This window comes from Ruegeria sp. CE6 (assembly GCF_056537485.1).
Window position 1 is genome coordinate 247,590 of the sequence record NZ_JBQFRR010000004.1, and the last position, 22,122, is coordinate 269,711.

Annotated in this window: 27 protein-coding genes; 16 read left to right on the forward strand and 11 right to left on the reverse strand. The window is 59.0% G+C overall.

The features are described 5' to 3' along the window. Positions 1–12 precede the first annotated feature (12 nt). Positions 13–2,451 (reverse strand): ATP-dependent helicase HrpB, encoded by a 2,439-nt coding sequence (gene hrpB, locus ACR0DK_RS17330; protein WP_480737322.1) that lies wholly within the window; start codon positions 2,449–2,451, stop codon positions 13–15. Between the two features lie 120 nt (positions 2,452–2,571). Here hrpB and meaB point away from each other — a divergent pair, with 120 nt between their 5' ends. The 5 genes from meaB (at position 2,572) to ACR0DK_RS17355 (ending at position 6,586) form a co-directional block, all read left to right on the forward strand. Further along, positions 2,572–3,549, forward strand: coding sequence for a methylmalonyl Co-A mutase-associated GTPase MeaB (gene meaB / locus ACR0DK_RS17335; protein WP_480737324.1), 978 nt, complete (start codon positions 2,572–2,574; stop codon positions 3,547–3,549). Between the two features lie 170 nt (positions 3,550–3,719). Then, entirely contained in the window at positions 3,720–4,913 is a 1,194-nt protein-coding gene (locus tag ACR0DK_RS17340) for a Hint domain-containing protein (RefSeq protein ID WP_480737326.1), read from the forward strand. Positions 4,914–5,032: 119 nt separating this feature from the next. Continuing rightward, positions 5,033–5,320, forward strand: a complete 288-nt coding sequence (rpmB, locus tag ACR0DK_RS17345) for a 50S ribosomal protein L28 (RefSeq protein WP_008756960.1) — start codon at positions 5,033–5,035, stop codon at positions 5,318–5,320. 405 nt (positions 5,321–5,725) lie between these two features. Continuing rightward, positions 5,726–6,076, forward strand: a complete 351-nt coding sequence (locus ACR0DK_RS17350; RefSeq protein ID WP_170404192.1) for a glycosyltransferase family protein — start codon at positions 5,726–5,728, stop codon at positions 6,074–6,076. Between the two features lie 45 nt (positions 6,077–6,121). After that, complete coding sequence (locus ACR0DK_RS17355; protein ID WP_170736443.1) at positions 6,122–6,586, forward strand: copper chaperone PCu(A)C; 465 nt, start codon at positions 6,122–6,124, stop codon at positions 6,584–6,586. Positions 6,587–6,654: 68 nt separating this feature from the next. Here ACR0DK_RS17355 and ACR0DK_RS17360 read toward each other — a convergent pair whose 3' ends face one another. Both ACR0DK_RS17360 and ACR0DK_RS17365 read right to left on the reverse strand, forming a co-directional pair. After that, positions 6,655–7,263: an HdeD family acid-resistance protein gene (locus ACR0DK_RS17360; protein WP_170397206.1), complete on the reverse strand. Its 609-nt coding sequence runs from the start codon at positions 7,261–7,263 to the stop codon at positions 6,655–6,657. 61 nt (positions 7,264–7,324) lie between these two features. Then, positions 7,325–8,023, reverse strand: coding sequence for an NAD-dependent deacylase (locus tag ACR0DK_RS17365; RefSeq protein WP_170663844.1), 699 nt, complete (start codon positions 8,021–8,023; stop codon positions 7,325–7,327). A gap of 28 nt (positions 8,024–8,051) precedes the next feature. Here ACR0DK_RS17365 and ACR0DK_RS17370 point away from each other — a divergent pair, with 28 nt between their 5' ends. Beyond that, the gene (locus tag ACR0DK_RS17370) at positions 8,052–8,495 is read left to right on the forward strand and encodes a low molecular weight protein-tyrosine-phosphatase (protein WP_480737329.1); all 444 of its coding nucleotides are present in this window, start codon (positions 8,052–8,054) and stop codon (positions 8,493–8,495) included. A gap of 181 nt (positions 8,496–8,676) precedes the next feature. On the opposite strand, the gene ACR0DK_RS17375 is transcribed toward ACR0DK_RS17370, so the two are convergent. The 3 genes from ACR0DK_RS17375 to ACR0DK_RS17385 form a co-directional block, all read right to left on the reverse strand. Then, a complete protein-coding gene (locus ACR0DK_RS17375) occupies positions 8,677–9,222 on the reverse strand; it encodes a hypothetical protein (protein WP_223117711.1) in 546 nt (181 codons plus the stop codon). Between the two features lie 223 nt (positions 9,223–9,445). After that, complete coding sequence (locus ACR0DK_RS17380) at positions 9,446–10,387, reverse strand: LysR family transcriptional regulator (RefSeq protein ID WP_170404783.1); 942 nt, start codon at positions 10,385–10,387, stop codon at positions 9,446–9,448. 65 nt (positions 10,388–10,452) lie between these two features. Beyond that, positions 10,453–10,761 (reverse strand): hypothetical protein, encoded by a 309-nt coding sequence (locus tag ACR0DK_RS17385; RefSeq protein WP_170404173.1) that lies wholly within the window; start codon positions 10,759–10,761, stop codon positions 10,453–10,455. A 244-nt stretch (positions 10,762–11,005) separates the two neighbouring features. Between ACR0DK_RS17385 and ACR0DK_RS17390 the strand changes: the two genes are divergently transcribed. Both ACR0DK_RS17390 and lepA read left to right on the forward strand, forming a co-directional pair. Then, a complete protein-coding gene (locus ACR0DK_RS17390) occupies positions 11,006–11,560 on the forward strand; it encodes an RNA ligase family protein (RefSeq protein WP_480737332.1) in 555 nt (184 codons plus the stop codon). An 86-nt stretch (positions 11,561–11,646) separates the two neighbouring features. After that, positions 11,647–13,446, forward strand: coding sequence for a translation elongation factor 4 (gene lepA / locus ACR0DK_RS17395; RefSeq protein ID WP_170397199.1), 1,800 nt, complete (start codon positions 11,647–11,649; stop codon positions 13,444–13,446). A gap of 28 nt (positions 13,447–13,474) precedes the next feature. On the opposite strand, the gene ACR0DK_RS17400 is transcribed toward lepA, so the two are convergent. Beyond that, a complete protein-coding gene (locus tag ACR0DK_RS17400; protein ID WP_480737335.1) occupies positions 13,475–14,422 on the reverse strand; it encodes an aldo/keto reductase in 948 nt (315 codons plus the stop codon). A gap of 187 nt (positions 14,423–14,609) precedes the next feature. On the opposite strand from ACR0DK_RS17400, the gene ACR0DK_RS17405 reads away from it, so the two are divergent. Both ACR0DK_RS17405 and ACR0DK_RS17410 read left to right on the forward strand, forming a co-directional pair. Further along, complete coding sequence (locus tag ACR0DK_RS17405) at positions 14,610–14,930, forward strand: hypothetical protein (protein WP_170397195.1); 321 nt, start codon at positions 14,610–14,612, stop codon at positions 14,928–14,930. A 130-nt stretch (positions 14,931–15,060) separates the two neighbouring features. Then, on the forward strand, positions 15,061–15,510 hold the full coding sequence (locus tag ACR0DK_RS17410) for a hypothetical protein (protein WP_170511300.1): 450 nt from the start codon (positions 15,061–15,063) through the stop codon (positions 15,508–15,510). A gap of 82 nt (positions 15,511–15,592) precedes the next feature. Here ACR0DK_RS17410 and ACR0DK_RS17415 read toward each other — a convergent pair whose 3' ends face one another. The 3 genes from ACR0DK_RS17415 to ACR0DK_RS17425 all read right to left on the reverse strand — a co-directional run bounded on the left by ACR0DK_RS17415 (position 15,593) and on the right by ACR0DK_RS17425 (position 17,428). Continuing rightward, a complete protein-coding gene (locus tag ACR0DK_RS17415) occupies positions 15,593–16,084 on the reverse strand; it encodes a hypothetical protein (RefSeq protein WP_480737338.1) in 492 nt (163 codons plus the stop codon). A 765-nt stretch (positions 16,085–16,849) separates the two neighbouring features. Then, complete coding sequence (locus tag ACR0DK_RS17420; RefSeq protein ID WP_010443271.1) at positions 16,850–16,987, reverse strand: entericidin A/B family lipoprotein; 138 nt, start codon at positions 16,985–16,987, stop codon at positions 16,850–16,852. Between the two features lie 99 nt (positions 16,988–17,086). Beyond that, the gene (locus ACR0DK_RS17425; RefSeq protein WP_170397190.1) at positions 17,087–17,428 is read right to left on the reverse strand and encodes an ArsR/SmtB family transcription factor; all 342 of its coding nucleotides are present in this window, start codon (positions 17,426–17,428) and stop codon (positions 17,087–17,089) included. A 309-nt stretch (positions 17,429–17,737) separates the two neighbouring features. Between ACR0DK_RS17425 and ACR0DK_RS17430 the strand changes: the two genes are divergently transcribed. From ACR0DK_RS17430 to ACR0DK_RS17455, 6 genes are all read left to right on the forward strand, one after another. Further along, positions 17,738–18,370 carry an ATP-dependent Clp protease proteolytic subunit gene (locus tag ACR0DK_RS17430; protein ID WP_039970058.1) on the forward strand — a complete coding sequence of 211 codons (633 nt, stop codon included), beginning with the start codon at positions 17,738–17,740 and terminating at the stop codon, positions 18,368–18,370. Positions 18,371–18,506: 136 nt separating this feature from the next. Further along, a complete protein-coding gene (gene clpX, locus ACR0DK_RS17435) occupies positions 18,507–19,772 on the forward strand; it encodes an ATP-dependent Clp protease ATP-binding subunit ClpX (RefSeq protein ID WP_170397188.1) in 1,266 nt (421 codons plus the stop codon). Positions 19,773–19,834: 62 nt separating this feature from the next. Further along, complete coding sequence (locus ACR0DK_RS17440) at positions 19,835–20,197, forward strand: RidA family protein (RefSeq protein ID WP_170397754.1); 363 nt, start codon at positions 19,835–19,837, stop codon at positions 20,195–20,197. Positions 20,198–20,276: 79 nt separating this feature from the next. Beyond that, positions 20,277–20,660 carry an NADH:ubiquinone oxidoreductase subunit NDUFA12 gene (locus tag ACR0DK_RS17445; protein ID WP_010443266.1) on the forward strand — a complete coding sequence of 128 codons (384 nt, stop codon included), beginning with the start codon at positions 20,277–20,279 and terminating at the stop codon, positions 20,658–20,660. 10 nt (positions 20,661–20,670) lie between these two features. Beyond that, a complete protein-coding gene (gene mlaD, locus ACR0DK_RS17450) occupies positions 20,671–21,123 on the forward strand; it encodes an outer membrane lipid asymmetry maintenance protein MlaD (protein ID WP_170466091.1) in 453 nt (150 codons plus the stop codon). Next, positions 21,120–21,479, forward strand: coding sequence for a DUF2155 domain-containing protein (locus tag ACR0DK_RS17455; protein WP_170397184.1), 360 nt, complete (start codon positions 21,120–21,122; stop codon positions 21,477–21,479). Before mlaD ends, ACR0DK_RS17455 begins: the two co-directional genes overlap by 4 nt. Here ACR0DK_RS17455 and aat read toward each other — a convergent pair. Beyond that, entirely contained in the window at positions 21,443–22,075 is a 633-nt protein-coding gene (aat, locus tag ACR0DK_RS17460) for a leucyl/phenylalanyl-tRNA--protein transferase (RefSeq protein WP_170663837.1), read from the reverse strand. The two genes, ACR0DK_RS17455 and aat, sit on opposite strands and share 37 nt — an antisense overlap. Between the last annotated feature and the right edge of the window lie 47 nt (positions 22,076–22,122).

Below are 22,122 nucleotides of genomic sequence, written 5' to 3' on the forward strand. Positions count from 1 at the left end.
CACCTGATCAACTCAGCCTTTGCGCCGCTTCGCGCGCAGCGTCGGATCCGCCTGAGTTGGATCTTCGGGCCAGGGATGTTTTGGGTACTGCGCCCGCATGTCCTTGCGCACATCGGCATATGACCCGGCCCAGAATCCGGGCAGATCACGGGTGATCTGGATCGGTCGCTGGGCCGGTGACAGCAGCGTGATCTTCAAAGGCTCGCCCCCAACCACCGGATGTTGCGTAACGCCAAATACCTCTTGTAGCCGAACCGAGATTTCGGGCACCGCACCGCCATAGTCAATTGGCAGCTTGCGGCCCAACGGAGTCACAAACGAGCCCGGCGCCCGCCGATCCAGTTCCTGCATCTGGTCCCAGTCCAGCCGGGCGCGCAGCGCGGGCAGCAGGTCGAACCGCTTCCAGTCATCGGCATTGCGCACACCCGAGAGCATCGGCAGCAGCCAGTCTTCCAGCGTATCCATCAGCCCGGTTTCCGAGAAGTCCGGCAAATCAGCGCCTTCCGCGCGGATCAACTCGACCCGAGCGGCCAATCGCGCTGCGGCCCCGTTCAGCCGCACACCCAGATCGCGCACCCCGTCCAACATCGCCCGCGCCAACGCATCCTCGGGGACATCTTTCCAGATGCGGTCGTCCAGCGTGATTGCTCCGAACCGCTCTTGCCTGCGCGCCACCACACGGCGTTCGCGTTTCGACCAGTCGCAGCTGTCGACCCACGCGATCTGATCGCCGAATAGATCGCGAATTTCCCCCTCGGAAATCTGCGCTGCCATGCGCACGCGCGCTTCACGCGGGTTCCCATCCGTATCCGTCACCACAAGATAGGGTGCACCCGCCAACGTATCACCGGCTTCCAGCACGACGCCTTTGCCACCCGACAGGACATAACGCGGGACATCTCCCTTGCGTCGCTGTCCGATGCGATCGGGATAGGCCAGCGCCGCCATCGCCGCCGGGCTCAGACCGCCCGCATCCTTAGATTGCGCGCGCAACCGTTTTGCTTCGCCCTTGATCCGATCCAGCGCGCCCATGTTGACCTGCCAGACCCGATTGCGCTGAAACGCGCGCACGTCCCGCAGCACCTCAAGCCTCAAAGACAGATCGACCGGCGCGCCCCGCAGCGGATCGCGTTCCGCCATCAGCGCCGCCAGTGTCGCGGCCTCAGGTCCCGCGTGCAGCAGCATGTGCCCCAGCCGAGGATGCAGCGGCAGCGCCGCCAGCGCCCGCCCATGTTCGGTGATCCGGCCTTTGCCATCCAGGGCACCCAGCATCGCCAGCAACGCGCGCGCCTCAGCCAGCGTGCCTTCGGGCGGCGCGGTCAGAAACGCAAGATCACCCGGTTCTGCGCCCCAGAGCGACAATTCCAACGCCAGCCCGGTCAGATCGGCAGCCTCGATTTCGGCAGGCGGGTAGGCGGCCAGTGCACCTTCGTCGCCCTTGGACCACAACCGATAGCAGACACCTTCGGCCACACGCCCCGCACGGCCTGCGCGCTGCGTCGCTTCGGCCCGCGTCACCCGCTCGGTCACCAGCTGCGACATGCCTGATCCGGGATCGAACCGCGCCCGCCGGGCTTGCCCCATATCGACCACCACGCGGATATCGGGAATAGTCAGCGAGGTTTCGGCAATCGACGTCGCCAGAACTACCTTGCGACCTTGCTTAACCGGCGCAATCGCCGCGCGCTGGGCGGCAAAGGGCAGTGCTCCGAACAAAGGCCGCACTGAACAGGTGTCGGGTAGACGGCTGGCCAAAGCCGCCTCGGCCCGCCGAATTTCACCTTCACCGGGCAGGAACACCAGCATGCCCCCTTTGGTTTCCCGTTCGGCTCGCACCACCAGATCGATCAGCGCGTCTAGTCGCCGCGCCTGCGGCGCCAAAGGCCGGTCCAACCAGCGGGTCTCGACCGGATAGCTGCGCCCTTCGGATGTCACCAGAGGCGCGTTCATCAGCTGGCCCACCGGTTCAGCATCCAGCGTCGCGGACATCGCCAGCAAGATCAGGTCATCGCGCAACGCTCCAGTCACCTCAAGGCACAGTGCAAGCCCAAGATCGGCGTTCAGGGACCGTTCGTGGAATTCATCGAATATCACAGCACCTACGCCGGGCAGGTCAGGTTCGGATTGCAGCATCCGTGTCAGGATACCTTCGGTCACAACCTCGATGTGCGTCGCCTTTGAAACTTTCACGTCTCCACGGACACGATAGCCCACGGTCTGGCCCACGGGCTCACCCAGCGTCTCAGCCATGCGTTCGGCGGCGGCGCGGGCGGCCAGCCGCCGGGGTTCCAGCATGACGATCCGGCCCTCGCACAGACCGGCCTGCAGCATCTCAAGCGGCACGCGGGTTGTCTTGCCCGCACCCGGCGGCGCCTGCAGCACCGCGCGCCCATGCGTTCGCAAGGCGTTCAGAAGATCGGGAATGGCGTCATCAATGGGCAACCGGGTCATATCGCCTTATCGCCAAAGCCTCGGCCAAGGTCCAGCGTCGCCAAACTCGGCTCCGGTTGGGGCTGGACAAACCGGGTCATCCCCCCTCATCTAGGGCAAATTCCAGCCGGGGACTTACCGATGAACATTGCCGAGCTTGGCGACAGGATCTTGAACGGAGAGCGCAGGGCATTGGCCCGTGCGATCACACTGGTCGAAAGCGGGCGTGAAGATCATCGGGCGCAGGCAACCGTGCTGCTGGATCAATTGAGCGGCGCCGGACGCCAGGCGTTGCGGATCGGCCTGTCGGGCACGCCGGGTGTGGGCAAATCGACCTTTATCGAAAGCTTCGGCATGATGCTGACGGGGCTGGGGCTGCGCGTTGCGGTTCTTGCAGTTGACCCCAGCTCGGCCCGTTCGGGGGGCTCGATCCTGGGCGACAAGACCCGCATGGAAAGGCTGAGCCGCGAGAAAAACGCCTTTATCCGCCCGTCCCCCAGCCAGAGCCATCTTGGTGGCGTGGCGCGCCGCACACGCGAAGCGATTGCACTTTGTGAGGCGGCTGGTTTTGACGTCGTGCTGATTGAAACCGTGGGTGTGGGCCAATCGGAAACCGTTGTGGCCGAGATGTCTGACCTGTTCCTGCTGCTGCTGGCCCCGGCGGGTGGAGATGAGTTGCAGGGCGTCAAGCGCGGCATCATGGAGATGGCCGACATGATCCTGATCAACAAGGCCGATGGCGACCTGAAAGCGACTGCAACCCGCACCTGCGCCGATTACGCGGGCGCGCTGCGTCTGCTGCGCAAACGCCCGCAGGACCCCGAAGGGTTTCCCAAGGCCATGACCGTTTCAGCAGTTGAAGAGCATGGGCTGGAACAGGCTTGGGACGAGATGCAGGCCCTGACAACCTGGCGGCGCGAAGCCGGGCATTGGGTATTGAACCGCGCCACACAGGCACAATACTGGTTCGAGCAAGAGGTACGCCACGCATTGCTTGCGCGTCTCGAAACGCCACAGATGCGCAGTCGGATGAGCGATCTTGGCGCTCAGGTCAGTGCGGGCCACCTCAGCCCATCGGCGGCGGCCGAACAAATCCTCTCCGGGCTGTCCGACGCGTAACACTCTGGCGGTATGATGCGTGCGCGGCTGGTGCGCTGACCGCTAATCGTGTATTAAAGCTACATATATTGTTGTGTTTGAGTGTAAGTCACTGCGTTTGAACCGGGTTGAGAAAGGGCTTGGTCAGCTCGGATCGTGCCCGGATTCTCCGAGGAACGGGACACGTCAGAATGCCCAATATCAATGGTACCAACGGCGACGACGATATCGATGTCACAAATGACAACGGTACTCTGAACGGAAACCCGGCGACGCCTCCGGTGACCGGTATCCGTGGCCGTGGCGGCGATGACGATATCACCATCACCAATAGCACCATTGCCAACAATGTCCTGGGCAATGCAGGCACCGACACGATCATTGTCACCAACAGCACGGTTGGCGGGCGCATCGCTAGCGGGTCGGATGCGGATACGGTTGATATCAGGGGGTCAACCGTCGGCGATATCCGGCTTGGTGCCGGTAATGACACGCTGAATTTCACCAGCACCACGGTGTCGGGTGACATTCGCGGCGGCAGTGGAACCGACACGCTGAACCTCCCTGAGGGCACTGTTATCACGGACGATACTTTCGGGGTGATTACGGTCGAAGACGGGGTTGGTTATTCAGTCTCGAGCGGCACATTTACCCTGCCTTCAGGCATCACCGTCACGTATTCAGCGTTCGAGAACGGGTCGGGTATGCCCTGTTTCACGCGCGATACATTGATCACGACACAGGATGGGCGATCCCTGATCCAGTCGTTGCGCACCGGTGATCTGGTCCACACACTTGGGCAGGGCCTGCACCCGATCCGTTGGATCGGGCGGCGCGAATTTGATCGCTTCCAGCTTGAAGCCAACCCCAGACTCTGGCCTGTGCGTATCCTTGCAGGGGCATTGGGTGAGGGGCTGCCGCATCGCGATCTGCTGGTCTCGCGCCAGCATCGGATGCTGGTGCACTCAAAGATCGCCCAACGCATGTTCGGCACGACCGAGGTTCTGATTCCGGCCATCAAACTCACTGCAATGCCGGATATCTACATTGATGAAAGCGTGGAAAGCGTCGAGTATTACCACCTGCTGTTCGACCGCCATCAGGTGATCTTTGCCGAGGATGCGCCAACCGAAAGCCTCTATACCGGCCCCGAAGCGCTGAAAATGCTGAGCGCCGCGTCGCGTCGCGAGATATTCGAGATTTTTCCCGAACTGACAGACCTTGACTACCGCGCCGACCCGGCCCGCATGATCCCCGGCGGGCGGCTGCAAGCGCAGTTGATCACGCGGCATTTGAAGAATAACAAGCCGCTGTTGCGGATGTCCCCGATCTTGACCTCAAATGAATTCAACTCGGGTGCAAAGATTTCGCCGCAGCCGTCTTGACCCTTCGCGCGATTCCCACTAAACGCATCCAACCAGTTTTCGGGCGCGACTTCGGGTTGCGCCCCTTGTGATTTGGCCGCGGGTCTTGTACCCGGCCTCCAGAAACAAAGGAAGAAACCATGTCGCGCCGTTGCGAACTGACCGGAAAAGGCCCGATGACTGGCAACAATGTCAGCCACGCCAAAAACAGAACTCGTCGCCGTTTTCTGCCCAACCTGAACGACGTTACCCTGCAGTCGGAAACCCTGGGTCGTGGCGTCAAGCTGCGCATCTCGGCAGCTGCCCTGCGCTCGGTCGACCACCGCGGTGGTCTGGACGCGTTCCTGGCCAAAGCCAAGGATGACGAGCTGTCGGCGAACGCCCTGAAAGTGAAGAAAGAAATCGCCAAGGCGCAAGCCTCGGCCTAAGCGCTTTCTCACGCTAGAATTCAGCCCTGCACCCTGCGGTGTGGGGCTTTTCTTTTTTGCATTCGCTGCCCCTGTGCGAATGATTGTCTCTGAAATGGTAATAAAACGCCCCGCTTCGTGACGTTGTTCACAGAACGCCTGCTGAATATCGCATATGTTTATGCATATTCATGTTGAGGGGGTTACCATGTCACTCAAAGCAAAGAATTTTCTGTTTTTACTGCCACGATCAATTGCAAAAGCCGTGATCCGCTGCACCCGGATGCAGCGCCGGGTAAACCGACTGCATACGGGGATGAATGCCGAGGCGTTCAGGCCGCCGAAAAGCTGAGCTAGGCCATACTGTCTCAGCCACTGCTTTGCGCTTGAAGCCGGTTCAGTGGGCGGCGTATATACCAAGCTGACATGACAGGCTTTTTCCGCACATTTCTGCCTTATACGCTGTCCTTGATGGTGATCCTCACCGGGCAGGGACTGGCCGTGTCGCGGGGTATGGAGCGCGCGGTCGGGCAGATGGTTTTGTGCACCGGCAGCGGACCGGTCGTCGTCTATATGGACGAAGACGGCCAACCGACCCGCGCACCGCAATACTGCCCTGACTATGCGCTCAACCTGCTGGGCGCGATCCATGAAGCCTCGGTTGCCGTACCTCCGGCCCCGCCGCGCGCGCTCCCCGCGCCGTCGCTCCTTTCCCAGCATCTGATTGCCGCGCCGCTGCCGCGACACCCAGCTCGTGCCCCGCCGGTTTCTGCCTGATTCCAGTTTCCAAACTCTATCAGACAGTTACCAAGGAGAGGCATAATGACCCTCAAATCCAGCCTGCTTGCAGTCCTGACTACCTTTTCGCTGACCGGTGCGGCGCTGGCTGCCGATACCATCTCGGTCGAAGACCCTTATGCACGGTCTTCGGGCAAAACCGCGAAGGCGGGTGCCGCCTTTATGATGATCCAGAATCAAGGCGATACCGATGACCGCCTGATCGGCGTGACCTCGGATGCGGCTGCCCGAGTGGAACTGCACACTCATAAGGTTGACGAAAACGGTGTCGCCAAGATGGTGCATGTGAAGGAAGGCTTCGCCATTCCGGCGGGCGAAACCCACATGCTGAAACGCGGCGGTGATCACGTCATGTTCATGGGCCTGACCGCGCCTTTCGAACAGGGCGGAACCGTTCCCGTCACTCTGATCTTCGAAAATGCTGGAGAGGTCGCGGTCGAGATCCCGGTCGATCTTGAGCGCCAGGACAAAGGCGGCCATTCGAACTAACGCCTGTCTTAAGGCTGTGGTACAGCCATCATCCATACGACAGGCCGGGCAATGCCCGGCCTGTTGCGTCATCTGTTGACGGTTTTCATCTCCAATCGATCGCCCGCTTTTTTGAACCGTGCCGCCAGAAAGAACATCACCACCGCCGAGGTCAGCGCGAAGAAGGCAATTGCCCAGCCCAACGCCACCATGCCGCTGCCGGGCCAGAAGATCAGCACCAGCCCGACGATGAGTGCGAAGATACCTGAATTACGCACCGTTGCGCGCTCGGGGTCTTGTGGATGCATTTGCGGCAGCGCCATGAACGAGCCGATCGCAACGAACAGCGCCATCGCCCCCATGAGGGTGAACGCCAGCCAGGCCACGCCCTGTGGCCAGATCAGCAACACCAAACCGATCAGCGCGGCACCGATACCGACGCCTCCGATCAGCCCGCGCCGCCCAAAACCCAGCCAGGTCAGCGCGCCATCCAGAATCAGCAGCGCCCCTACCAATCGCAGCAATAATGAGATGCTGCTGGTCGGCCAGAACAGCGCTGCAATCCCGATCAGACCCGCGAGAATTCCACGCAGCAGAAAGGTCCACCACAGGCTGGCCAGATTGGTACTTAACGTATCGCGCGCGTCGATACTGCTGTCGTCAAGGATTTCTCCGTCTTTGGGCGGTAGATCGGTCATGTCACTCACTCGGGTTTGCGTTTTCTGCACCATAGACGGGAAGACGCGCCGCTGTCTGCCCCTATCGCGTGCTGCCTCGCGCCAACAGCTCATCGACCCAGCGCGGTACTGCCTCCGAGGCTGGCCCCAGCCGGGTTTCATCAAATATTCCGGCGGATGGCTCAAGGTTCAATTCGATCGTCCGCGCGCCCACGGCCCGCGCCTCTTGTACAAACCCTGCCGCCGGATAAACCTGCCCCGAGGTGCCGATCGAGGCGAACAGCGATGCTTCCATCAGATGGTCGTAGATCTCATCCATGAAATATGGCATCTCGCCGAACCATACCACGTCGGGCCGGGCCGAGGGCTGGTGACAGGACGGGCAGGGCTCACCCACATCCATTTCGGGTGGCGAAGCCCAACGATATCCGCACGCCTCACACAAAGCCCCAGCCAAGGTGCCATGCATATGGATCACATGCGCGGCCCCTCCTGCCTCGTGCAGGCTGTCGACATTCTGGGTGACAAGGATCACCTCTCCAGGCCAGCCCTGCTGCAACCGGGCCAGCGCCTGATGCGCCGCGTTGGGTTGCGCCTTGGCGGCCTGTACTCGGCGGGCATTGTAAAACTGATGCACCAGCGACGGATTGCGGGCAAAGCCCTCGGGCGTGGCCACATCCTCGATCCGGTGCTGCGCCCACAGGCCGCCTTCATCGCGGAACGTGCCCAGTCCGCTTTCGGCCGAAATCCCGGCGCCGGTCAGAATGACGATCTTTTCCATACCCGCCTCACGCGTTACACCCGTTCCCATGACACACCGTATCCTTTTCGTCTGCCTGGGCAATATCTGCCGCTCACCCGCTGCCGAGGGCGCTTTTCGCGCCCGCGCCCCGCATCACCAGACCGACAGCGCCGGAACCTCGGGCTGGCATATCGGAGACCCGCCCTACGGCCCAATGCAAAAGGCCGCCCGCGCGCGTGATATCGACCTCAGCGACCTACGCGCGCGCCAGTTCTTGGCCGAGGATTTCAACCACTTCGACCTGATCATCGGAATGGACGCAGAAAACATCGAGGGTATCGAGGCCCTGCGCCCCGACGGCATCACCACCCCGGTCCGCCTGCTGACCGATTTTGCGCCTGACAGCGGCGCGGACCACGTGCCCGATCCCTATTACACCCGGGATTTCGACGGCGCGCTGGACCTGATCGAAGAGGCGGTGCAGGGGCTCGAGGCACATGTGCGGGCCTAGCTTGAATATACCATTCATTTACGACGGCAGATGCGGACGGCATTGTTCCCCATGCGATATATGTCCAATTCTGGACTGATGGGTATGTCGAACTCAATTTGTAACAACTAAATTTGAGCCAAGTGTTTCAAATAGGTTCTACGGCAAAAATGGGGCAAAGCAGGTGGTGGCTGAAGCTTCCTTATGTAGCGCTATCCTCATCCGGGCATGGGCAAATCTCATCCATTGCTTCCAGAACGATCTTAGCAATAACAGTAACTGGAACAACGGTGTCGGCCGTAAATTCAGCGATTTCAGTCGTCAGAGCCATCGCTTCCTCAAGTAGTATAGCTATTGTCTCATTGTTCTCTCGGAACTTATCGTATGCCTCGGTTGCCAACAGTACGCGATCTTCCTGAAGGCTCCGGATAAAGCCGACAGCAGTCCGGGCTTGTTTGCGCCGTCGGCAATAGTCGATTTTGTCACAAAAATCCTCAGGTTCGCCAGGTGGTTTTCTCTTGACTTGTCGAGCAAGCAAGCGACCCGACCAGCCAATAAACCGTGCCTTCTGCTCTTGCCACCAGCTAACAATCGAGTAGCTTCGACCATGCGCGTTAGCTATGCGTCTGAGATCGCTTGAAATTTGTCGATCGAGCGCTTTGGGTGTCAGAAGCAACGCTTGTTCAAGAGTTAGAGCATCTTTGTAACCCGGCGGCTCTGCACCGATGCCATCTATAGTCATCGTCATTCTAAAAAAACTTTCGTAGCAAATTCAAAACATGAAGCGCACACTATGTTGCAAAGGCAATGCTTGGCAACGTACTTTAATGAAAATGGTGACTTGCCGCTAAAAAGAGAGGCGCCAGAGTCCATCTGGTTTCGTTGTAGAAGAAATGCTGCGTTCTTGAGATAAACTTTTGAAAGTCGCAAATTAGAGCGATAGCAAATAATCGTATTCGCTGCCTCTCGCTCTATCCCACCACCTTCAACTGACCAGCTAACCACGGCAATTGCGCAATCGCTGGATCAACGATCTGGCTGCGCATCAGGCGTCGGATCATGTCGGCCACCTCCTGCGGTACCTGATCGGACCAGTCGGTCCGTGTAAACAAGGAAATGGTGCGCGCGAATTCACCGAACGGGGCTGGGTGCGCCTCCATCCCGTCGTGGAAGCGGGCGGCGCGCATATAGCCCAGCGGCGTGGTGATCGCCCAGCCAAGGCCGCGCGCAACCATCGCCATCAGCGCGAGGTGTGAGCCGATTTCGAACCGTTCCTCGAACTCCAGCTGCTGCCGGGCCAGATGGCTTTCGATCTGACGGCTGATCAACTGCTCGCGGGCATAGCGCAGAAAGGGCAGATCCTGCACTGGTTGCGCAACGCCCTTAGGCGCGACCAGAATGAACGGATCCTGCACCAGCGGATATTCGACCACGCCCTCCAGCACCTCGCCAGAATGGGCCGAGACCGCCATGTGCAGGCGCTGCGCTTCCAGCTCGGCAAACAGGTCCAGGCTGGGCAGCGTGATCAGCTTGAATTTCGACCGGGTCAGACTGTCGGCCAGCAACGTCGCCAATCGCGGCGTCAGGTCGTTGTCGAAATCGTCGATCAAGCCGATGGACAGGGTGGTCAGATGCCCCAGATCCATCACTGCCAGTTCGCCTTGCGCCATCTGCAACTCGGCCAGCACTGCCTCGGCCCGCGCCAGGAAACTGCGGCCGGCCTGCGTCAGTCGCATCGGTCGCCGCCCGTGATCCACCAGATCGGTGCCCAAAGCCTTTTCCAGATTGCGCAACTGCTGGGAAACCGAGGGCTGGCTGAGCCCCGTGATCTCGGCCGCCTGCGCCACCGATCCGGTCCGCGCCAGCGCCTCGAACACTTCAAGGCCCCGCAGGGTCAGCCCTTTCATCACCATCGCACATACCTTTCGCTGCGCCATTTCTGAGGCGCAGCGGGCATCAGGTCAAGGATTGACAGGGCTCAGTTGCAGATCGCTTGCGCCATCTGGCCAAAGTTCTGATACCGATCCCACAGCGCATCATCGCGCGCGGTCTGCGACATCTTCAACTCCTGCGCCTGATGCGGGTTGGTGAACCACTTGGCGACGGTCTTCTGATCACTACGCGTCAGCGCCTGATCCGCCACGCGCTGAATACACCGGCACCGCGCCCGCGTCGCCGCCTCACGGTCAGATGCCAGACACGCCCGCTTGATTTGCGCCGCGTCCACCGTGTGGGCCACCGACGTCAGCGATGCCGCACAAAATGCGATTAAGAGGAACTGTTTCATACTCGAGCCTCGTTTTTTGCCTGCCCGGACGGGTCTTATGCCCCTCTCGGTCTGCGGCGGAGTATGAATCAAAGTGGATTCGGGATCAATTGGGTGGTTCGAAAAAGTGATTGCACGCGGCTGGGATGTCGCGTTTTCTGGCCAGACATTGTTTAAATCTCTTTCATGAGACCACTATGCTTAAGAAATACGGGCGCACTTCCATCTGCCGGAGTCTCCCGGGGCGACCAGCGATGATAAGATCATGTCCAGCGTTGACGAACTGGCTTCGGCTGATGAGGTTGTCTTCATCGAAAAACTGGACGGTGAGAATACAACGATTCATAGTCAGGGCTGCCATCCTCGCAGCATTGACGCGCGACACCACCCGTCCCGAGATTGGATGAAGGCCTTCGCTGCCGGAATTTCGCCACAGCATGACGAAGATGAGCGCATAGTCGGTGAATATCTGTTTGCTCGCCACTCGATAGCGTACTCGGCGTTGCCGACTTATTTCCTGGGCTTCGCCTGGATCAAGGCAAAGCGCGTGCAATCGTGGGACGCGACGCTTTCACGCTTTCTCGAGCTGGGGATTACTGCCGTTCCCGAACTCTATCGCGGACGGTTCTCTGTTAAGGTTCTGGCAGATGTGATCGCGGGCCTGGATCTGGATACTCACGAGGGTTTTGCCGTTCGCACAATTGCAGCGTTTGACGAAGAAGAACTGCCCACTCACCTCGCGAAATACGTGCGCGAGGGTCATGTGCAAAGCGAGACGCATTGGATGAACGCAGAGCTGGTTAAAAACAGGCTGGTCTGACTGGACGGAGGCCTCGCAAACAAAGGGTTTCGCTGGGTCTCGTCCCACCTTGACCACAGCCCAATTCCGACGCATATCCCCAACCCATGACAGACCTCGCTCATATCCGCAATTTCTCCATCGTCGCGCATATCGACCATGGCAAATCCACCCTTGCTGACCGGCTCATCCAAGAGACCGGAACGGTTAAGGATCGCGACATGAAGGAACAGCTGCTCGACAGCATGGATATCGAGCGCGAGCGTGGCATCACCATCAAAGCCAACACGGTTCGCATCGACTATACCGCCGACAACGGCGAAGCATACGTGCTGAACCTGATCGACACTCCCGGCCACGTGGACTTTGCCTATGAGGTCAGCCGCTCCATGCGTGCGGTCGAGGGGTCGCTGTTGGTTGTCGACTCGACCCAGGGGGTTGAGGCGCAGACGCTGGCGAATGTGTATCAGGCCATCGACGCCGACCACGAAATCGTGCCGGTGCTGAACAAGATCGACCTGCCCGCGTCCGATTGTGACCGCGTGGCCGAACAGATCGAGGATGTGATCGGCATCGACGCGACCGACGCCATTCAGGTCAGTGCCAAGACGGGGCAGGGCATTCACGAAACGCTTGAGGCAATCGTGCAGCAACTGCCCGCGCCGCAGGGCAATCTGGACGCGCCGCTCAAGGCGATGCTGGTGGATTCCTGGTACGACGCCTATCTCGGCGTCATCGTTCTGGTCCGCATCATGGACGGCACGCTGAAAAAGGGGATGCGGGTGAAGTTCATGTCGAACAACACCCTGCACCATGTCGACCGCGTCGGCGTCTTCCGGCCTGAGATGGAGATGGTGGATTCGCTGGGCCCCGGTGAGATCGGCTTTCTCACCGCCTCGATCAAACAGGTCCGCGACACCCGCGTCGGCGACACCATCACCAATGACCGCAACGGCACCGAAGAGGCCCTGACGGGATTCAAACCCGCGCAGCCGGTGGTGTTCTGCGGCCTCTTCCCCGTCGACAGTTCCGAATTCGAAGACCTGCGCGATGCGATCGACAAACTGGCCCTGAACGACGCCAGCTTCAGCTTTGAAATGGAAACCTCGGCGGCATTGGGCTTTGGCTTCCGCTGCGGTTTCCTCGGCCTGCTGCACCTAGAGGTCATCCGCGACCGGATCGAACGCGAATACGATATCGAGCTCATCACGACGGCTCCCTCGGTGATCTATCACGTCTACATGAAAGACGGCGAGATGATCGAGCTGCACAACCCCGCCGACATGCCCGACCCGTCGAAGGTCGACCATATCGAGGAACCGCGCATCAAGGCGACCATTCTGGTGCCGGATGAATACCTCGGCGACGTGCTGAAACTCTGCCAAGACCGCCGTGGCATCCAGCTGGACCTGACCTATGCAGGCACCCGCGCCATGGTCGTCTATGACCTGCCGCTGAACGAGGTCGTCTTTGACTTCTACGACCGCCTGAAATCGGTGACCAAGGGTTATGCCTCGTTCGACTACCAGATGACCGGCTATACCGAGGACAATCTGGTCAAGATGTCGGTGCTGGTGAATGACGAACCGGTCGATGCGCTCTCGACCATGGTTCACCGCGATCGGGCCGAGATGCGGGGCCGGGCGATGTGCGAAAAGCTCAAAGACCTGATCCCGCGCCACATGTTCAAAATCCCGATCCAGGCCGCCATCGGAGGCAAGGTCATCGCCCGCGAGACCCTCTCGGCGCTGCGCAAGGACGTGACCGCCAAATGCTACGGAGGCGACGCCACGCGGAAACGCAAACTGCTGGACAAGCAGAAGGCGGGTAAGAAAAAGATGCGTCAGTTCGGGAAGGTGGATATCCCGCAGGAGGCGTTTATTTCAGCGTTGAAGATGGACAGCTAAGGCTGTCCTTCCTCTCCGTTGATCGGTTCTATACGGCCTCAGGATCAGCGTCACTCTGACCAAGTTCCGCGAGTTCACTCCAAACCGCTCTTGGGATATCCCAATCCGCCCATTCGAGTGTTTGTCTCACATGCTGTGGCCAAGTCACTCCACACACCGTTGACGCAATTTTTGCGTCCCGCATCGAGAATTGCAGCGCTAAGGCGCCTAAGGGCACGTCATAGCGGGCACAGATTTCCTCAACCGCGCGCACGGGTGCGAGCGTTTCTTCTGTTGCTGGCTGATAGACGTAGAAATGATGGATTGCGCTGCCTCTGGCCAAGATTCCGCCGGCGTAAGGCGCTGCGTTCAATACCGTAACGTCCTTCGAGTTGGCCAGTTCGATCAGCGGCGCCGCATTCATGTTTACAAGCGTGTGCCGGTTGTGAGTCATCACCACGTCGAAATCCCGTTCGCGCAGCATTGGCATCAACACATCCACCTGCCCGCCCGCCAGACCAACTGCAGTTGCCAATCCTTCCTCTTTAATTTTGAATAATTCGTCCAGCGCACCTCCGCTGCGGGTAATCTCAGTTACGTCACCAGCGTATTCCGGGTCGTGCAGATGAAGGATGTCCACGCGATCTACCTCAAGAGCCTTGAGGCTTTGTTCAAAGGACCGCCGCGCTTGGGCGGCGTCGAAAACATTCGTTTCCATGTCACGGTCTACTTTTGTGGACAGAACGCGGCCTTTCGGCCAGCCACCGAGTTCACGGATGACACTCCCGATGCGCTCCTCGCTACGCCCCAACGCATAGCCTCGGGCGGTGTCGATAAACCCGTCGGGCCGGGCAAGTATGGCGCGTATGGTCTCGTGCGCCCTATTCTCATCAACTTCGTAACCGTAAATCTGTGGAATGTTGCCTATACCGGTTGATCCAAAGCCAATTCGTGGGATTCGCACTCCGGTTTGACCTATTTCGCAAAGTGTTGTCATTGCACCCCTCCCCAGTCGCATATGAATAATTGAATTTTGAACAGGTCGACCCATCACTGCAAGTTCGGGGGCAAAAAAACACAAGAAGAAAAGCGAGAATGGAACCTGAAACTGTGACCCACCTCACAGCCCTAAATCAGCCCATCTGCTACAGTTGACCTAATGGCAACCTTTGCAGGAGGCCCTTATGTCTACATCGCTTGTTCCCCTTATCGCTTTTGGATCAGCAGGCCTTTATTCCGTTGCCATGATCGCGATGAAGTTCTGGTGGAAACTCCCCGGCGTGGGTCTTGGTCTACTGATCGTCGCGACCCTGCTGGCCGGGGCCACGCTCGAACTCGCCGCGCTGCGCGAGGAACGGCTGGGCATCATCTATACCGGCATTCTTGGGGCCGAGGTTGTTCTGATCGCCATCGCCTCATTCTTTCTGTTCGGCGAGAACTTCTCGTATCGCGAGGCGGCAGGTATCGGTCTGGTCATCCTCGGCACTGCGCTGGCCTGGGCCTGACGCAAACATTACCGGTTCATGAAGTTTCCCTTAGGTAAGTTGTAACTGGCGCACCTCCGCCCAATCTGTATGCCACAGCAAGGATGTTCGCTTTTGAACTCCAAAGGGTCGCTTTCAGGAGGAGATCCCCATGACCAGATACATGACTGCCGGAGCCGCCGCTCTGGCCACGTCCCTCGCCCTCGGAACCGCAGCACTGGCCGATACCACACCGGATCTGCGCGGCACGTGGTTGGGAAGTTATACGACCGTGCAGCCCAGCCATTATTACAAGGGGGATCAGCCCCGCTTTAATCAGGCCGAATGGATGCTCGACGTCCAGATGCAGGAAGACAATGTCTTCTGGGGCCCCAGCAAGTGGCGCCGCGAGGGTGATACTGAATGGAACGAATACGAAGCCACCGGAACCATCAGCCTCGATGGGTCTGGCGCGATCGGCATCGTTGAAACATCCCCGCTGGTGATTGGCGCCAATGCGTTGATCGATGCGCGGTACGAGGACGGCAAGATCTTTGCCGATTTCCGTAGCCTGCGGAACGGAACGACCTACAGCACAGTTCTGGAACGTCAGGTGAACTGAAGCGTTTCCGGCCCGATCGGATGTTAAAGGGGGTTAATGCCGCTGAGATTTGTGACTGCGGCAGGAGTAGTAGGTACCCCGTTCAGGTCGGAGCGCTTCTCATAAACAACAGTCTCCACAGGGAGGCGACGGGCCGGGCGGCGATCTCGCCGCCCGCGACAGGGTCCAGACCCCCGCGCTTGAGAATGCGGCGTTCCTCGGCACGGGTCATCCGGATCTCGCGGACCTTCAGCGCGGCGTCGCGCGCGGTGAGGTAAGAACCGTCCGGCCCAGGTTCCATCCCCGGAATACCACGCCCCTTCGACCACCACCCGCGCAGCCCACTGAGCGGGTGTTTGCGTCCGATGGTGTCATCATCCAGTAACTCCCAGATCCGCTGCGCCTCGTTCATCGACACCAGTGCGGCGATCGGTTTGCCATAACGGGTCAGCACGATCACTTGCCGGGGGTCTTGCGACAAGGTGGCCAGTTCGCCCAAACGGGCGCGGGCTTGAGAAATGGTCAGGCGCATAGGCGAATCTCCGGTTGTACGATTCGAAAGATTGGGGGCTTGAGTGTTGTACAACTCGGACAATACCCCCCTAATTCAGCGCGCGGGACCTTCGCAGGTGCAGAAACCAAGCGAATTCTGGCCGGCGATCCATATTTGACTTTTTCCATCCCCAAGCCTGCGCGATGACGCGAATTCTCGGGTTATCCACATGGCTCTCCCGGCGGATATCAACAGCTTATCCCCGTCTAATTTTTATGCTGCAGTGCTATTTTCTTGCCGGATCATGACGCTGATGTAACAGTCTGGTTACTGCTTCTGATCTTCGGAACAGGGGCGGGATGCAAGGGCCAAGTGGGCCACAGCAGCGAAGGCGGATTTTAGGATTTGTTTGTAGTTGCAATGGCTTACCGGTGGTGGAGCAGGTGGTCTGGGCTTCGGTTCGGGTTAAATGCTCAGCCTCTCAGAAGGTCCGCGCGGACTGCGACGCGACATAGCGCGTGTGGCAGTGGCCAATGTCCCTTCGGGGGCCGAGGCAACTGGACCGGGAAGCCCCTCGGGCGGAACGGACCGGCAAGGCGTCAGGAGTGTCCGCAAGGATGCATGCAAAGACCGCGTCTGAGCACCTGACGCCTTTTCCTTTTTGAGAACCCAAGGTTCATACAGGCTACCACGCACCACCCTCCGGACCAGAACGGGGTTCTTTCGCTTGCGCAAAAGAACCCCGTCAAAGTGTCAGAAATGCAATGCCGCGTCTATGCACCTGTACCGGCACACTACTCGGGTTGGGTCGGTGTGGCAACTACATATTGCGGGTAAGCGTTGCCTGAACGCAACATCCCGTCACGATCAGATGTTTTCCTGAACGTCCTCGGCCGCGTTCTGGATGGCATCTCCGGCGTTTTCGATATCTTTGCCAGCGCCCTTTGCGGTTTCACAGGCGGTCAAGGTGAACAGGGCCAGGCCAATCAGAATTGCGCGGATCATCGGTTGCTCCATAAGTGCTTGTTTCGAATTGACTAGCAGCTTTCCCGGGCCATAGCTACAGGTTTTGCATGGCCGATTTCGAAGGGCTAAATACTAGGCTCAGGTCGCATCCTGAGCGCAAAACAGTTCGTACACCACTTCCAGTATTCGGGCTGGTCGATCATCTGCCAGCCGGTAATATATCGCCTTGCCTTCGCGACGAGGAACAACCAGCCCCTCAAGTCTGAGCCGCGACAGTTGCTGAGAAACGGCGGCTTGGCGGGCCGATAGCAATTGTTCCAGTTCAGTAACGGATTTCTCGCCCGAGACGAGGTGACACAGGATCATCAAACGCCCTTCGTGGCTTATGGCTTTCAGAAAGTTCGATGCGCGCGTTGCGTTTTCAACCATCCGGTCAAGGTCGCCGGGTGACATATCCTCGGTCATTTGCGGAAAAGCCATGATCGTATTCCCTCGTTAGTGCCGCCGAATCCCGACGCCTGACCGGCGCCGCATCCGCAGCGAGAACTCTAGGTACAATTTCCAGGCATGTATTTCCATATGCATGGATCAAAATAGCGTGATGTAACCAGCACGTTTCCGCGCAATCCGTCAACCGACCTGTAGCGGCGTGTGCATTCGGGTCGTGCAGGTAGACGGAATTCGCGGGAACGTTCGGCCCCCCTTGCAGCCCCCCTGTGGCGGCACTAAGACTCGGGTAACTACTCTTCGGGTAATGTCCCGATCCATCGCAAAACAGGCAGGTTCCGAATGTTCGATCCAGTTGATACATATATGAACACACTCGTCCCCATGGTTGTCGAGCAGACCAGCCGGGGCGAGCGCGCATACGACATCTTCTCGCGCCTTCTGAAAGAGCGGATCATTTTCATCAACGGCCCCATCCATGACGGTATGAGCCATTTGGTGGTCGCTCAGCTGCTGCACCTTGAGGCGGAAAATCCGAACAAGGAAATCTCGATCTACATCAACTCTCCCGGTGGCGTGGTCACCAGTGGTTTGTCGATTTACGACACAATGCAGTATATCAAGCCGAAATGTTCCACATTGGTGATCGGTCAAGCGGCGTCGATGGGTTCGGTTCTGCTGGCCGGGGGCGAGAAGGGAATGCGCTTTTCGCTGCCTAACAGCCGGATCATGGTGCACCAGCCCAGCGGCGGTTATCAGGGCCAGGCGAGCGACATCATGATCCACGCGGCCGAGACGCAAAAGCTGAAAGATCGCCTGTATGACATCTATGTGCGCCATACCGGGCAGACCAAAAAGGCGGTTGAAAAGGCGCTGGATCGTGACAATTTCATGAGCCCGGAAGAGGCCAAGGATTGGGGCCATATCGACGAGATCGTCGAGAACCGCGCCAAGATGGATGGTGACGAGGCCTAGGTTCAAATCCGCGCGCGTCCGGCGTGAGGGATGATTTTGAGATTGTAGCTGCCAGAACGCTGGCCTAAGCTGCAGGCATATACGGCAAGCGCGGCCTTTGAGAGGGGCCGCTGAGACGGAGCCCGAGGGGTAAAGCATGGCGACGAATTCAGGCGGTGACGGCAAGAACACGCTCTATTGCAGCTTTTGCGGCAAAAGCCAGCATGAGGTGCGTAAGCTGATCGCAGGCCCGACCGTGTTCATCTGCGATGAGTGTGTCGAGCTGTGCATGGATATCATTCGCGAGGAAACCAAGGCCAGCGGTCTGAAATCCTCGGACGGTGTGCCAACACCCAAGGATATCTGCGAAGTGCTGGATGACTATGTGATCGGTCAGGCCACCGCCAAGCGGGTGCTGTCGGTTGCGGTACATAACCACTACAAGCGTCTCAATCATGCCCAGAAAGCGGGCAGCGATATAGAACTGGCAAAATCCAACATCTTGCTGATTGGCCCCACCGGCTGCGGCAAAACCCTGCTGGCGCAAACGCTGGCGCGGATTCTTGACGTGCCGTTTACGATGGCGGACGCGACCACGCTTACCGAAGCCGGTTATGTGGGTGAAGATGTTGAAAACATCATCCTCAAACTGCTGCAGGCCAGCGAATACAATGTCGAACGCGCACAGCGCGGCATCGTCTATATTGACGAGGTCGACAAGATCACCCGCAAGTCTGAAAACCCTTCGATCACCCGCGATGTATCGGGCGAGGGCGTTCAGCAGGCCCTGCTGAAACTGATGGAAGGCACCGTGGCCAGCGTTCCTCCGCAGGGTGGGCGCAAACATCCGCAGCAGGAATTCCTGCAGGTGGATACCACCAACATCCTGTTCATCTGTGGTGGCGCATTCGCCGGACTAGACAAGATCATTGCACAGCGTGGCAAAGGCTCGGCCATGGGCTTTGGTGCTGACGTGCGTGACAATGACGAGCGCGGCGTGGGCGAGATCTTCAAGGATCTGGAACCCGAAGACCTGCTGAAATTTGGCCTGATCCCCGAATTCGTCGGCCGTCTGCCGGTTCTGGCGACGTTGGAAGATCTGGACGAAGACGCTTTGGTCACCATCCTGACCAGCCCGAAAAACGCTCTGGTCAAGCAATACCAGCGGTTGTTTGAGTTGGAAGATGCGGAACTGGCCTTTACCGATGATGCGCTGAAGGCGATCGCCAAGAAAGCCATCGAACGCAAGACTGGTGCGCGCGGTCTGCGTTCTATCCTGGAAGACATCCTGCTGGATACAATGTTCGAGCTGCCGGGCATGAAGAACGTGACCGAAGTTGTGGTCAACGAAGAGGCTGTGACGTCGGACTCTCAGCCTTTGATCATCTACGCAGACGCAGCGGAATCGGCTTCGGCGGGTTGAACCGCATAGATTAATGCACACACGGCGCGGCAATGTCCGCGCCGTTTTCGTTTGAGGACACGATGACAGTAAGACGTATCTCTTCGGGTGGTGAGTTTGAAGCCAAGGTTGGCTATTGCCGCGCGGTTGTCGCGGGTGGTTGGGTTCATGTTGCGGGAACTGTTGGGCAAGGTGAAACGGTAGTGGAGCAATGCCGCTCGGCGCTGTCTATCATCGAAAACGCGCTGGCCGAGGCGGGTGCTTCATTCTCTGATGTCGTGCGCATCACTTATATGTTGCCGGATCGAACCGAATTTGAACCTTGCTGGCCCATTCTGGCCGAAACCTTTGGTGCGAACCCTCCTGCAGCGACGATGATCGAATGTGGATTGATCGATCCGAAATACCGGATTGAAATTGAAGTCACCGCTATCCTGCCGGAATGACGCAGGCAGCGCTGGCAGTACTGGACCTTAGCGTGCCTTTGGTCCATATCTTCGGGGACAGAAATGCCGGAGGCAGCCGATGGGAATCCTGAACAGTCTTTTGCGGGCCGTGACCTGGTGGAACGGGGCCACCCTGAACACGCAGTTCTACACTGCGCGCAAGGGGATCAAGGTCGGTGAGGACGACGAGGGCAACGTGTTCTATCGCAATGCCGACGACAGCAAGCGCTGGGTGATTTTCAATGGCGAAGCCGAGGCCAGCCGGATCGATCCCGATTGGCATGGCTGGCTGCACCGCACATGGGATGAACCGCCAACCGATAAACCTCTGGCGCACAAGTCCTGGGAAAAACCGCATCAGGAGAATCTGACCGGCACCGCGCTGGCCTATGCACCTGCCGGTTCTCTGCGTCGTGCCGATCCGGTTGAACGTAGCGATTACGAGGCGTGGAGCCCGGAATAAGCGAGGCCAGATGTCTAATCATACGAAGACCGAAGTTATCGTCGGCGGTGCCGTGCTGGCCTGCGCCATTGCGTTCGGTGTTTACGCCAGCCAATCCACAGGCCTGTCTCAATCCGGCGCAGGATACGAGCTGGGCGCGTCTTTCCGCTCGCTCGAAGGTGTGGGCGTCGGCACGGATGTACGCCTTGCCGGGGTCAAGATCGGGACGGTGACTGGCGTTACGCTAAACTCTGATACGTACCGCGCGGACACCCGATTTTCCGTGGCAGATGGTATTCTTATTCCAGACGATAGCGCCGCTGTGATTTCTTCCGAAGGCTTGCTGGGTGGCAACTTTGTTGAGGTTATGCCGGGCGGTTCCCCGTTCTATTTTGAGGCGGGTGATGAGATTACCGATACACAAGGCGCGGTCAGCCTGATCTCGTTGCTGGTCAAATTCGTGGCCGGGGACGGAAGCGAATGATCCGCGCTGCACTGGTGGCTCTGATAGTCACCGCAACCGGAGCTGCTGCGCAGCAAAAGGTCGAATCCGGCCCCGGCGCAATGTTGCGCGGGTTGGACAAGGTCAGCGGGCAGACGGTGGACATCGAAATGCAGAACGGCGAGACCACGTCGGTCTTTGGTCTGGATGTCGCGCTGGGTGATTGTCGCTATCCAGCCGAAAACCCGACAGGTGACGCCTTTGCCTATCTGACCATCTGGGAGCAGGGTAAGGCGCAGCAGCTGTTTGATGGCTGGATGATTGCGACCTCACCCGCGCTGAACGCGTTGGATCACGCCCGCTACGATGTCTGGGTGATCCGTTGTATCACACCCTGAGGGGTCTGCTGCAGATCAGCGGTGAAATCTGCTTTCAGGTCAAGCGCTTGTTTCAATTCGCTATGATAAACCGCACGCGGGATCTCGATCGCGCCTAACGAGGCCAGATGCGCCGTCAGAAACTGCGTATCGAACAGTGTGAACCCGGTTTGGCGCAGTCGATCCACCAGATAGGCAAGTGCAATCTTCGATGCGTCCGTGCGACGCGAGAACATGCTTTCGCCAAAAAAGGCCGCGCCGAGGACTACGCCGTAAACGCCGCCAATCAGTGAAGCGCCGTCCCAGACTTCGAGGGAATGCGCGCGGCCGGTCCGGTGTAGTTCCTGATACAGACGGCGCAGTTCGGGATTGATCCAGGTATCCGATCGGTCGGCGCAGCCATCCACGACGCCCGCAAAATCGCGATTGATGCTTACCGAAAACCCACAGGTCCGGATACGCCGCGCTAGGCTGCGGGAGATGTGGAACCCATCCAGGGGGAACACGCCGCGAAACTTCGGGTCGACCCAGAACAACTCGGGGTCGTCGCGATGCTCAGCCATCGGAAAAATGCCGATGGAATAGCCATGGAGCAGAAGTTCAGGGGAAAGGCTCATGCCGGGTGCCTCGGGGCCGAAGGGGGGTTGTCCTTCGGCCCTTTGGT